Below are 12,479 nucleotides of genomic sequence, written 5' to 3' on the forward strand. Positions count from 1 at the left end.
ATATATCAGCATCGCAGCCAGATGGAGAGCGCCGGTTGGCCCGCAAGTTCCTCTATGTCGTAACCGGCCTGATCGTGCTGGTGATCGCGGCATTGCTGGCCTATCGCCTCTGGGGCATGCAGTTGATCCGGGCGGTGATGGTCCCGCGGGAGGCGTTCGCGCAGATTCCGCCCCTGCCCGCCAACGCCTATGACGATCCGAAGATGTGGATCGCCCGGCCCGACATCGTGAAGGACAATCCGGCGCTCTGGACGCCGGAGGGCGTGAAGGACGTCCCGGCCCCGGCAAAGGCGCCGGAAAAGGCAGCAATCTTCTTCATCCACCCGACATCCTACATCACCACGCTGGGCGACGCCCATTGGAACATGCGGCTGGACGATCAGGAAGCGCTCGCCACCGCCAGGCGCTTCGTGCAGAGCCAGGCGAGCGCCTTCAACGCGGCCGGTTCCATCTGGGCGCCGCGCTATCGCCAGGCCAATTACGGGGCGTTCCTGACCGACAAGCCCGCCGCAGAACAATCCCTCGCCGCCGCCTATCGCGACGTCGCGCAGGCCTTCGCCGCTTTCCTCAAGGCCAATCCGCAAGGCCCCCTGATCCTCGCCGCGCACAGCCAGGGAACGCGCCACCTGCTCCAGTTGCTGCGCGAACGGGCGGCGGACAAATCCCTTACCGACCGCATCGCCGCCGTTTACGCCGTGGGCTGGCCCATCTCCGTCGAGGCCGACCTGCCTGCCCTCGGCCTCCCCGCCTGCGCCAGGCGCGATCAGGCGCATTGCATCGTAAGCTGGCAGAGCTATGCCGAACCGGCCGATCCTTCCGCCGTCATCGAAAGTTTCGAGCGCAAGCCCAGCTTCACCGGCAGGCCGCACAAGGGCACGCACATGCTCTGCACCAACCCCATCACCGGCGCGTTCAACGGCTCGGCACCGGCCAGCGCCAATCGCGGCACGCTGGACGCCCGCGACGCGGACAAGCCGACCCGGATCGTCCCCGGCATCGTCCCCGCCCGCTGCGACACCAGCGGCGTGCTGATGATCGGGGAGCCGGTGGACATGGGGCCGTTCACCCTGCCGGGGAATAATTACCACGTCTATGACTATGCGCTGTTCTGGGCCGATGTGCGCGAAGACGCCAGGCAGCGGCTGGCCGCGTTCCTGAAGAAATAAGCATGTCCATCCTCACCGCCGACCGCGCGGCCTTCCGCGAAGCCCTGCCCCATGGCGGCCGCCTGATCGGGCTGGACGTCGGCACCAAGACCATCGGCATTGCGCTGTGCGACGCGGGCTGGTCCATCGCCAGCCCGGCCCACACGGTTTCACGCGGCAAGTTCAGCAAGGACAAGATCGCCCTCGCCGCCTTCATGGAGCAGCAGCAGGTGAAGGGCGTGGTGATCGGCCTGCCGCTCAACCTGGACGGCAGCGAAAGCCCCCGCAGCCAGGCGAGCCGCGCCTTCGGACGGAACATCGCGGACCTGGGCCTGCCGATCCTGTTCTGGGACGAGCGCTGGTCGACGCAGGCGGTGACGCGCACCCTGCTGGAAGCCGACGCCAGCCGCGCGCGAAGGGGCGAACTGGTGGACAAGCTGGCGGCCAGCTACATATTGCAGGGCGCGATAGACGGACTGATGGCGGGGTTCTAACCCCCACCCCGTTCGCTTCGAGCGAAGTCGAGAAGCGAGTGATTTTGGGTGGGGAGCGGACGTTCCCCTATTCGTCACCCCGGACTTGATCCGGGGTCCCGCTGCCTTGGACGAGGCGGACGCTCAGACAAGAAAGCGGGACCCCGGGTCAAGCCCGGGGTGACGGGAAACTAATGACCGCAATTGGCCATTTCCCGGCATCCAAATTGCCCGCGCCGCCCACCCCCGAAACAAGCCCAGCCGCCCTAAACCCCATCCCGCCCATAGACATCCGGCAAAAACCGCACTCCATCCTCCAAAGGCACCGCCGTCAAATAGGTCAGATAGACCGGCACGGGCTGGGGCAGCGGCACATGCTGTTCCGGCTTGTCGCTGGCGGGCTTCAACGGCTTGCCGAAGAACCAGCGTCCCAGCCGCTGCGCATCCTCCAGCCGCACGCAGCCATTGCTGAACTGCCGCGCAGGCTTCGCCAGCAGGTCGCGGGATGGCGTGTCGTGCAGGTAGATGCCAAGGTCGTTGGGGAACATGAACTTGACCTTCCCCATGGCGTTGTCGCCGCCGGGAAGCTGCCGCACGCGCAATTCCGTGCGCCCGTCCGCCACCGCCCGCCAGTCGACCGCCGCCGGATCGAGCTTCCGCGCATTGGCGCTCCAGTCGGACAGCGCCTCGTAGCGCAGCTTCGTCAGCGAAGCGCCGTTCAGCATCCGGGGCGCCAGCTTCCGCTCGACCAGATCGGACGGCACGTTCCAATAGGGATTGAGCGTCGCATATCGCACCATGCCCGCCATCATCGGCGTCTGGCTTTCCTTCGCGCCGACCACGACCTTCATCGTGCCGTCCTGCGCGCCCTTGCTGAAATACCAGAGGCGGGCGGAGGCCGCATCCACCACCACATGCCGCACCTGCGGGCCGGGCAACAGCCGCGCGCGTTCCATGTTGAGCGCGATCAGCCGGTCATAATGGTCGTCGCCCCGGTTGAGGGCGGCGATGGTCGCCGCGCCCGCGACGCCATCGGGCTTGAGGCCGTGGTCGCCCTGAAACGCCTTCACCCTGGCGACCAGCGCCTTGTCATAGGCGGTCCCGCTCGCCAGCCCCAGGCGGCGGCGAAGCGCTGCGGCGCCCGCCTTCATGCCGGGGCGCAACTTGACATCGGCCGGCACCGGCACTTGCGGCAGGCCGCCCCAGCGCTGGGCGAAGTCCGCCCGCGCCTCGCGCAGCTTCACGTAGATGGGGCTCATCCAGCCGATCGACCGCACATAATCGACAAAGGACGGCGCCACCGCGGCGGCGCGCAGAATTTCCTTCGGTTCCTCGTCCTTCGGCTCCACCTCCGGATCGAGATAGCGCACCTTCACCTTGCGCGATGGCTTGCGCATGTCGCCTGCCAGCGCGGCGAAGGCCCTGGACAGGGCGATGTCAGCCCGCGCCAGCAGCCGGGGATCGCCGCTGGCATCGGCGTCCTTCGCCAGGGCCTTGAGTTCGCGGGCGCCATAGTCCTTCGGCTTCAAGCCGTCCGCATCGGCTCCCTCGATCAGCGCGATCAGGGCGTCGGCCTGCGGACCGACCCGGCCCCGTTCGATCCAGAGCGGCCAATAGCCGCGAGGGGCGTAGAAATCCCTCAGCTTGCCGCCCGCGGACGAACGGATTTCCGCCGCCACGCTGGTGCGCTGGACGTCCGCGGCAGGGGCCGGTTGCGCCGCGGCCTGGGCAGGCCATGCCGCCAGCGCAAGCGCCGGAAGCAGGATGCCATGGAGCAAAGGGGCGCGGCAACGGCGCCGCGCCCTGACATATGCCTTTGTCAGCCGCGTTCTCCGCGACGCGAGGGCGGCGGAGGCGGCGGGGGCGGCGGACAGGGCGGCCCTTGAATCTCGTGATACATGCCGTCGGGCGAATAATAGCCATCGACGATGCCGTCGCCATTGCGATCCGCCGCGACAGTGCCACTGATCGCGCCGGGGCCGACCGGCGGCGCAGGCGCGACAGGCTCGTTGCTGGTGGACGCGCAGGCGCTGAGCGCAAGCGCCGTGCCGCCGAGAAGCGCCAATAAGCTGATTTTCATACCCTCTCCCTTGGCGCTTCGAGGACCGTGCGCCGACTAGACTGCGGAAGCTGCGCAAGGCAGCGCGGATGTAACGACCAGCCGAGTGGTTGGATTCCATTACCGCTGCGGAATGACGACGATCCGTGCCTAAGCAACGATTAACCGTTACGCGATGATTTGGGTAGGGAGCGGACGCTCGCCTATTCGTCACCCCGGGCTTGACCCGGGGCCCCGCTGCCTTGGGCGGGGCGCGGACTCAGAAAGAAAGCGGAACCCCGGATCAAGTCCGGGGTGACAGTAAATGATGTCCGCAACTGGCCATTTCCGGACATCAATTCCTCCCTACGCGTAGCGTGGGGAGGGGGACCGCCGCCGAAGGCGGTGGTGGAGGGGAGAGCCCGCAGGGCGCCGGAGGTCGTGCCCCATTCCCCTCCACCAGCCTTCGGCTGGTCCCCCTCCCCATCTCTCGATGGGGAGGAATAGGATAGGTCGGCTAACCACCCTTCTCCGTCATTCACGCGAAAGCGGGAATCTATCTCTCGACGTCACCTCAAGCGCAGCGCTGGGGAGATGGATTCCCGCTTTCGCGGGAATGACGGGGGGAGGTCGAAGGCCTCTTTAGCCGCCCCGGTGATAGTCATATTCGAACGGGCGGCCTTCCTGTTTGGTGAGGATCGCGCCGATGATCGCGCCGCCTGCTCGCCGCAGCCGGTCGACCGCCACGCGCAGGCCGCCATGATGGTTGCGGCCCCATTCGACCACCAGCAGCGTCACCTGTGCCTTGCTCGCCAGCAGGCAGGCGTCGGACAGGCCCAGCACCGGCGGGGCGTCGATCAGTACCGTGTCGTAGCGTTCTCGTACCGTCGCCAGCAGGGAGTCTATCGCTGGCGTGACCAGCAGTTCGGCCGGGCTGGGCGGGATCGCGCCGCAGGGGAGCAGGGATACGCCCGGCACGCCGCTGTCGACGATGACCTGGTCCATCTTCGCCTGGCCCGTCATCAATTCGCTGATGCCCCGCGTGGGGGAGATGCCGAACAGGCTGTGCTGCTTGGGCCGCCGCATGTCGGCATCGATCACCAGCACGCGCTTGTCGAGCTTCGCCAGCGCCTTCGCCAGCGCATATAGGGTGGAGGACTTCCCCTCCCCCTCCTGCGCGCTGGTGACGAGGATGGAGCGCGGCAGGCCAGCCGCCGATCCCAGCAGCAGCGCGGAGGCCATGGGGGCGAAAATCTCCGCCGCCGGTTTCTCGCCGGCCGGGACCGCGCCGAGCAGCGGCAGATTCACCCGTTCGGCCAGAGTGTCGGCTGACGTCACGGCGTCGTCGAAGATATGCCGTCCGGCGACCGCCATCAGGCCGAGGATCAGCCCACCCAATGACGCAAACAACATGGTGACGCCGATATTGGGCGAGGATGGGCGCGAGGGCACCGCCGCCCGATCCAGCGGCTGGATGCGGCCCGCCTGGAAGCCCGCCTGGGAGGCCATGTCGCGATAGCGCTGGAGCAGGCTGTCGTGCAGCAGGCGGTAGGTGTCGACCTGACGCTCCAATATGCTCATCTGCACGCCGCGCCCGCGTTCGGCCTGCGCCTGCCGCTCGACCTTGGCGATTTCGGACTGGATCTGCTTTTCGCCATGGACGGCGACGTCGAACTGTTCCTTGAGCGAGGCGCGGATGGTGTTCGCCATCCCCTCCGCCTGATCGTCCAGCGCGGCCAGCCGGGCGCGGGCCTCGCGCATTTCCGGATGGGCGTCCTTGCGGAACTGGCGTTCCTGCACGACCTGCGCGCGCGCCTGCGCCCGTTCCGTCATGATCTGCTGCATCACGCCGTTGTTCAGCACTTCGGGCAGGGTCTCGACGCTGGACAGGCGGGCGCTTTCCCAGCGTTTCTGCGCGGCGATGCGATCCGCCGTCGCCTGGGCGCGGAAGGCGTTGAGCTGCGCCAGCCGGGTCGCGGTGGTGCCTTCGGGCGGGGGGCTGTCGCCATCGTTCGATTCCGGCGGGGCCATGACCCCGGCATTGGCGGCATAGACCGCCAGATCGCGCTCCGCCCGTTCCAGATCCTTGCGCGCTCCGTCCAGTTCCCCCAGCAGGAAGCGGCGGGCCTGCACGCCGGATTCGAAGCCGCGTTTCAGGTCGGCGCGGATCAGGCTGTCGGCATAGCTGTTGGCGACGCGGGCTGACAGCACGGCGTTGGCGCTGGTGAAGCCGATGCGGATGACGCGGGACTTGCCCGGCAGTTCGACATGCAGATTGTCGCGCAGCAGGTTCACGACCATTTCGGTTTCCACCTGCCGCTGGCTGAGCGAGCCTGCGCCCCGGTCCGGGCGGCGGACGTCCATGCCGTCGAAGAAGGTGCGGCTGCCGACCAGCGCCAGTTCGCGGGCGACATCCTCGGCCAGGGCGCGGCTGCGCAGCACCTCCAGTTCGGTCTGCATCAGCGCTTCATTGTCGGACGGGGTCGCCTGTCGCTGCGCGGCGGCGGCCCCTGCGGCTCCGGCGGGGACATCCTCCACCTCGACCGAGGCGGTCGCCCGGTAATCGGGGGTGGAGAGCAGGATGAAGACCACCCCCGCCAGCACGCAGAGCGCCATGGTGACGAACAGGATGATGCGATGCCGCCGCACAGCCGTCCATGCGCCGTTAGCGGCGGCGGCGAAGCGCGCCGGGCGGCCCTCCATCGCGGCGTCGATCAGCAGGCCCGGTCCCGCCATCAGAGCCCCCCGTCCAGCGCGACGAAGCCCGCGCCGACCGCCGGCAGGGCGAGCAGCGCGCCGCCCAACGCCGCCTTGGCGCGGGAGAGGCCGACGATGATCGTGTCGCCGGGCAGGATTTCGGGATCGGGCGCTTCGCCCTTGCGGATTGCGCCCAGGTCGAACATCGCCGCCTTGCGCTGGCCATCGGACTGGCGGACCACGACGATGCGGCTGAGGCTGGCGAGGCGGGTCGGCCCCTTGGCGAGGGCGACCGCCTGTTGCAGGCCGAGACGGCCGTCGAGCGGGAACAGGCCCGGTTCGCGGACTTCGCCGTCGACGGTGATGCGGCGGCCCACCGCCTTCTTGACGAAGACCGTTACCTGCGGGGAGACAAGGTAGCGGTCGCCCAGCCGCCCGGCGATGACGTCGGAAGCCTCGCTGGCGGACAGGCCCGCGATGGAGACGTCGCCGATCAACGGCATGCGCACCATGCCCGCCGCCGTCACCTGCGCGTCTTCCAGCGACAGGCCCGGCTCATGATAGACCTGGATGCGCAATATATCGTCGGGCGAGATGCGGTAATCGGCGCCGACGGCCGGGGCTGGGGGGATGGCGGCATAGGCGGCCTCCCCCTTCGGCGCGTCCTCCACGGTGGAGCAGGCGCCGAGCAGCGCGCAGGCCATGATCGTGGCCAGCATCCGGTTCCTGCTGTCGGTCGGCCGGTTCATGCCGTGAGAAATCCCCGCAAATTCATCGGGCACGCATGAAGCCTGCCGTTGCGGGTCGGGTTAACGGCGCGACAGGGACATGGCAACCATGGCCGCGTTCGCGCCGCCGATCAGATGGCGATCCGGGCCTGATCCGGGGCAGTCTGACCCGCACTTGGTCGCCGCGGCTGATCCGGCCAGACGCCGCGCGTGTCGTAGACCGCCTTGTCGGCGCGTTCGTCCACCGGGACCGATTTGAACATGTCATGATCGACAAGAATGACGAAAACGCCGCATTGTTCCAGAGCCGTATCGAGATCGATCAGTTCGGCGCCGGTTCCGGCGAACTCCATCGGCAGGTCATGGGCATAGGGTTCGACCAGCTTGATGCGACGGCCGTAGCGCTTGGCGAGGCGGCCTGCGACCTTCACGGCGGGGCTTTCGCGGAAATCGTCGATATTGGGTTTGAAGGCGAGGCCGAGGCAGGCGATGTCCTCGCCGGGGAACTCGTCGATCAGGTCGGAGGCCTTGGCGACGACATAGTCGGTCTTGCCGTCATTGACTTCGCGGGCGGTGCGGATGAGGCGGCTGTTTTCCGGGTCGCCATGGACGATGAACCAGGGGTCGACCGCGATGCAGTGGCCGCCGACGCCGGGGCCGGGCTGGAGGATGTTGACGCGGGGGTGGCGGTTGGCCAGGCGGATGACTTCCCACACGTCGATGTCCATGCGCTCGGCAATGACGGACAGTTCGTTGGCGAAGGCGATGTTGACGTCGCGGAAGCTGTTTTCGACCAGCTTCACCATTTCGGCGGCGCGGGCCGAGGTGGTGATGCAGGCGCCCCGCACGAACTGGCGGTAGAAGCCCAGCGCCTTGCGGGCGCAGCGGGGGGTGATGCCGCCGATGCAGCGGTCATTGTCGATCAGTTCGACCAGGATGCGGCCGGGAAGGACGCGCTCCGGGCAATAGGCGATGGCTATGTCGCCCGCCACGCCGGGTTCGGGCATTTTGAGGTCGGGGCGGAGTTGCGCGAAGAGGTCGCGCATGGCTTCGGTGGTGCCGACCGGGGAGGTGGATTCGAGGATCACCGTGTCGCCGGATTTCAGGACTTGCGCGACGGTGCGGGCAGCCTTCAGGACATGGCTGATGTCCGGGGCGCGGTCTTCGGCGACGGGCGTGGGGACGGCGATGATGAAGACGTCGCTGGGTTCGACCTCCAGGCTGGCGCGGAGGTTGCCGCGGGAAACCACGCCTTGCACCAGGCCGTCGAGGTCGACTTCCTCGATATGGACGCGGCCGCTATTGACCGTCTCCACGACATGGGCGCTGACGTCCACGCCGACCACCTGCGCGCCGCCGCGAGCGATCAGGGCGGCGGTCGGCAGGCCGATATAGCCCAGGCCGATGACGGATACCTTCTGCTGGAGCTTTTCAAGGGGCATTGGGGAGTCCTGGGAAGCCGATGATTGGCCTCGCTTTGTGACGGGAAATGCTGAAGATTTCGGTAATATTGGTGACAATAACAGCGGGTTCCTGCGAAGGCAGGAACCCAGGTCAGACGGCGGGACTGGGTTCCTGCCTTCGCAGGAACACGGTGCGTTGATTAGGCAGCTTCTTCCAAGCCATCAGACTGCGCGCTGGCGGCGATGATGGTCGCGATCCGTTCTGCCGCGTGGCCGTCGCCGAAGGGGTTGTGGGCGCGGGACATGGCGGCGTAGGCGGCTTCGTCATCCAGCAGGGCGAAGACAGACTGGACGATCTTCGTTCGGTCGGTGCCGACCAGTTTCGCCGTGCCTGCCGTCACGCCTTCCGGGCGTTCGGTGGTTTCGCGCATCACCAGCACCGGCTTGCCGAGCGAGGGCGCTTCCTCCTGCACGCCGCCGCTGTCGGTCAGGACGAGATGGCAGAGGTCCAGCAGGCGGACGAAATGGGGATAGTCGAGCGGCTCGATCATGGCGACATTGGGCAGGCCGCCCAGCACCGCGTCCATCACCGGGCGCACATGGGGGTTGGGATGGACGGGGAAGATCACCGCCACGTCCGGGCGCTCCGCTATGTCCGCGATGGAACGGGCGATCGCCTCCATGCCGCCGCCGAAATTCTCCCGCCGGTGGCTGGTGACGGCGACGATGCGCTTGCCCGCGAAACGCCCGGCCAGATCGTCGAGGCCTGACGCGAGGCCGGGTTCGGCCAGCACCCGCTTACGGGTGGCGAGCAGCGCGTCGATCACCGTGTTGCCGGTGACGTGGATGGTCGCCGGGTCGCGATTTTCCGCCAGCAGCGCATCGGCGGCGGCCTCAGTCGGGGCGAAGTTCATGTCGGCGATGCAGGCGACGACGCGGCGGTTCACCTCCTCCGGCCAGGGGTGGTGGATGTCGCCGCTGCGCAGGCCCGCCTCGACATGGGCGACCGGAATCTTGCGGTAATAGGCGGCCAGGCTGGCGACCATGGTGGTGAGGGTGTCGCCATGGACGACCACGCGGTCCGGCTTTTCCGCGTCGAAGGCCTTGCCCAGTTCCACGATCAGCTTCGCGGTCAGGCCGTCCAGCGTCTGGTTCGGCGTCATCACGTCCAGGTCGATGTCGGGCGCGATCCCGGCGATCTCCAGCACCTGGTCGAGCAGGCCGCGATGCTGCGCAGTCACGATCAGGCGGGTTTCCACATCCTCCCGCGCCCGCAGCGCGTGAATTACCGGAAACAGCTTGATCGCCTCGGGGCGCGTCCCGAACACCAGCGCAACCTTCATTCGTCATCCTTTGCAAGCTGTCTTTCGGGTAAGTCTCTGGCAGAAAATGGTAACCATCCCCTGAACATGGGTAATCCCGACGCCCGCTTTCGCATTGGCCGACAGCTATGCTAGAGGCCAGCGGGACCATCTTTCCCAATCGAGGGCTCAGTAATTTATGAAGATCACGATGATCGGCACGGGCTATGTCGGGCTGGTGTCAGGCGCCTGCTTCGCCGATTTCGGCCATGACGTGGTGTGCGTGGACAAGGATGCGGGGAAGATCGCCGCCATCGAATCCGGACGCATGCCGATTTTCGAACCCGGCCTCGACCATCTGGTGGGCAGCAATGCGGCGGCCGGGCGGCTGACCTTCACCACCGATCTGGCGGCGGGCGTGAAGGGCGCGGACGCGATCTTCATCGCCGTGGGCACGCCGTCGCGGCGCGGCGACGGGCATGCGGATTTGAGCTATGTCTATGCGGCGGCGAAGGAAATCGCGGAAGCGCTGGACGGGCCGACCGTCATCGTCACCAAGTCGACCGTTCCGGTCGGCACCGGGGACGAGGTCGAGCGGATCGTGCGGGAAGCGCGGCCTGACCTGGACATACAGGTGGTGTCCAACCCCGAATTCCTGCGCGAGGGCGCGGCCATCGGCGATTTCAAGCGGCCCGACCGCGTCGTCGTCGGCACGACGGGCAATGAGCGGGCCATCGACGTGATGGCGCAGGTCTATCGTCCGCTGAACCTCAATCAGGCGCCGGTCATGTTCACCGGGCGGCGGACGGCGGAGCTGATCAAATATGCCGCCAACGCCTTCCTGGCGACCAAGATCACCTTCATCAACGAGATGGCGGACCTTTGCGAGGCGGTCGGCGCGGAGGTGCAGGACGTGTCGCGGGGGATCGGGCTGGACAACCGGATCGGGTCGAAATTTTTGCATGCCGGGCCGGGCTATGGCGGCTCCTGCTTCCCGAAGGATACGCTGGCGCTGGTGAAGACCGGGCAGGATTATGACACGCCGATCCGCATCGTGGAGACCGTGGTGCAGGTGAACGACCTGCGCAAGCGGGCGATGGGGCGCAAGATCGTGAAGGCGCTGGGCGGCGAGGCGCGGGGCAAGACGGTCGCGCTGTTGGGCCTGACCTTCAAGCCCAATACCGACGACATGCGCGACGCGCCCAGCCTGGCCATCGTGCAGGCGCTGGAGGATGCGGGGGCGCGGATTGTCGCCTATGATCCGGAGGGCATGGCGGTCGCCGCGCCGCTGATGCCGGGGGTGAGCATGGCGAAGGACGCCTATGAGGCGGCGGCCGGAGCCGATGCGCTGGTGCTGGTGACGGAATGGGATGCGTTCCGGGCTCTGGACCTGAAACGGCTGGCGGCTTCGATGAATGGGGCGGTGCTGGTCGACCTGCGCAATATCTACCCGCGCAGGGAGGCGGAAGCGGCTGGCTTTGCGCTGACGCGGGTCGGGGGCAAGGGCATTTCGGCCTGATGCGGTTGAAACCGGAGGGCAGGCGCGACGAGCGCGCCCTGCCCCGGCTGAGTCATTGGGTGATGGCGGCGCTTGCCCTGTGCGCGATCATGCTGGTGGTGCCGGTGATTGCGGGGTTGACCTGATAGAACGACGTGCTCCTGCGAAGGCAGGAGCCTAGCTCGACGTCTGAATGATTAGGCAAGACCTGAACTGGGCTCCTGCCTTCGCAGGAGCACGTTATCTTATGCTCGCCCCTATGCTCACTTTGGTCAGGCCTTCAGCTTCCACCCTCGCTTGAGCAGCGCGTAGCACAGCACGCCCAGCGCGACGTTCAGGCCCAGCAGCACAAGGCTGCCCACCACCACATCGCCGTCCGCCGCCGCGACGAAGCCGTAGCGGAAGCCGGAAATGGCGTAGAAGAAGGGGTTGGCATGGCTGATCGCGCGGAAGACGGGCGCCAGCCGGTCGATGGAATAGAAGGTGCCCGACAGCAGCGTCATCGGCCCGATCACGAAATTGGTGATGGCGGCGGCATGGTCGAACTTTTCCGCCCAGATGGAGGTCAGCACGCCGATGAAGGCGGTCAACCCCGCGCCCATCAGCCCGAACCAGAGGATCGCCCAGGGATGCGCCGGGGTCACGTGCACGCCCGGCCACAGCGCCATCGCCGCCCACAGCGCCAGCCCCACGCAAAAGGCCCGCGTCACAGCCGCGCCCGCCAGCGCCAGCAGCAATTCGCCGACCGACAGCGGCGGCATCAGATAATCGATCAGCGTGCCCTGCATCTTGCCCGCCAGCAGGGAGAAGCTGCTGTTGGCGAAGGCGTTGTTCATCATGCCCATGATCATCAGGCCCGGCGCGATGAAATCGGCGAAGGGCACGCCCAGCACATGGCGATTGGCCCCGCCCAGCGCCAGGGTGAAGATGACCAGGAACATCAGCGTCGTCACGGCGGGCGCCCAGATGGTCTGGAGCTGCACCTTCATGAAGCGCCGGATTTCCTTCCGGTAGAGCGCGCGCGTCCCCGCCCAGTTGACGTTGCGGATGACCATTTCGCCCGGCTCGTGGAAAGGCGGCCGGTGCGACGGGGAGACAGCAATTTTGGACTGGTCGTTCATGGTCGGATCGACTATCGGCTGAGGGGTTGTGCCGCAAGGGCGTTGTGCACGGGAAATTGAACCCCGCGCCGGCGC

The 12,479-nt window shown here is 67.2% G+C and carries 11 protein-coding genes; 4 read left to right on the forward strand and 7 right to left on the reverse strand.

Features of this window, described 5'->3' with window-relative positions; all coding sequences use genetic code 11:
• The first annotated feature begins 35 nt into the window (after positions 1-35).
• Positions 36-1,166, forward strand: coding sequence for a DUF3089 domain-containing protein (locus Sj15T_RS07525; protein ID WP_013040472.1), 1,131 nt, complete (start codon positions 36-38; stop codon positions 1,164-1,166).
• A gap of 2 nt (positions 1,167-1,168) precedes the next feature.
• A complete protein-coding gene (gene ruvX / locus Sj15T_RS07530) occupies positions 1,169-1,639 on the forward strand; it encodes a Holliday junction resolvase RuvX (protein ID WP_007686471.1) in 471 nt (156 codons plus the stop codon).
• A 245-nt stretch (positions 1,640-1,884) separates the two neighbouring features.
• On the opposite strand, the gene Sj15T_RS07535 is transcribed toward ruvX, so the two are convergent.
• The 6 genes from Sj15T_RS07535 to wecB all read right to left on the reverse strand — a co-directional run bounded on the left by Sj15T_RS07535 (position 1,885) and on the right by wecB (position 9,827).
• A complete protein-coding gene (locus Sj15T_RS07535; protein WP_013040473.1) occupies positions 1,885-3,396 on the reverse strand; it encodes a L,D-transpeptidase family protein in 1,512 nt (503 codons plus the stop codon).
• A 41-nt stretch (positions 3,397-3,437) separates the two neighbouring features.
• On the reverse strand, positions 3,438-3,698 hold the full coding sequence (locus tag Sj15T_RS07540; RefSeq protein ID WP_013040474.1) for a hypothetical protein: 261 nt from the start codon (positions 3,696-3,698) through the stop codon (positions 3,438-3,440).
• 600 nt (positions 3,699-4,298) lie between these two features.
• Positions 4,299-6,392, reverse strand: a complete 2,094-nt coding sequence (locus Sj15T_RS07545; RefSeq protein ID WP_013040476.1) for a polysaccharide biosynthesis tyrosine autokinase — start codon at positions 6,390-6,392, stop codon at positions 4,299-4,301.
• Entirely contained in the window at positions 6,392-7,102 is a 711-nt protein-coding gene (locus tag Sj15T_RS07550; RefSeq protein ID WP_041385957.1) for a polysaccharide biosynthesis/export family protein, read from the reverse strand. Before Sj15T_RS07550 ends, Sj15T_RS07545 begins: the two co-directional genes overlap by 1 nt.
• Positions 7,103-7,212: 110 nt before the next feature.
• Positions 7,213-8,523 (reverse strand): UDP-N-acetyl-D-mannosamine dehydrogenase, encoded by a 1,311-nt coding sequence (gene wecC, locus Sj15T_RS07555; protein WP_013040478.1) that lies wholly within the window; start codon positions 8,521-8,523, stop codon positions 7,213-7,215.
• A 161-nt stretch (positions 8,524-8,684) separates the two neighbouring features.
• Positions 8,685-9,827: a UDP-N-acetylglucosamine 2-epimerase (non-hydrolyzing) gene (wecB, locus tag Sj15T_RS07560; protein ID WP_013040479.1), complete on the reverse strand. Its 1,143-nt coding sequence runs from the start codon at positions 9,825-9,827 to the stop codon at positions 8,685-8,687.
• 157 nt (positions 9,828-9,984) lie between these two features.
• Between wecB and Sj15T_RS07565 the strand changes: the two genes are divergently transcribed.
• On the forward strand, positions 9,985-11,304 hold the full coding sequence (locus tag Sj15T_RS07565) for a UDP-glucose/GDP-mannose dehydrogenase family protein (RefSeq protein ID WP_013040480.1): 1,320 nt from the start codon (positions 9,985-9,987) through the stop codon (positions 11,302-11,304).
• The gene (locus Sj15T_RS07570; RefSeq protein ID WP_013040481.1) at positions 11,304-11,429 is read left to right on the forward strand and encodes a hypothetical protein; all 126 of its coding nucleotides are present in this window, start codon (positions 11,304-11,306) and stop codon (positions 11,427-11,429) included. The genes Sj15T_RS07565 and Sj15T_RS07570 overlap by 1 nt, the downstream gene beginning before the upstream one ends.
• Positions 11,430-11,555: 126 nt before the next feature.
• Here Sj15T_RS07570 and Sj15T_RS07575 read toward each other — a convergent pair whose 3' ends face one another.
• Entirely contained in the window at positions 11,556-12,404 is an 849-nt protein-coding gene (locus tag Sj15T_RS07575; protein ID WP_013040482.1) for an ABC transporter permease, read from the reverse strand.
• Positions 12,405-12,479: the final 75 nt, after the last annotated feature.

Origin of the sequence: Sphingobium sp. TA15 (genome assembly GCF_037101235.1) — a bacterium.
Classification (GTDB): Bacteria; Pseudomonadota; Alphaproteobacteria; order Sphingomonadales; family Sphingomonadaceae; genus Sphingobium; species Sphingobium indicum.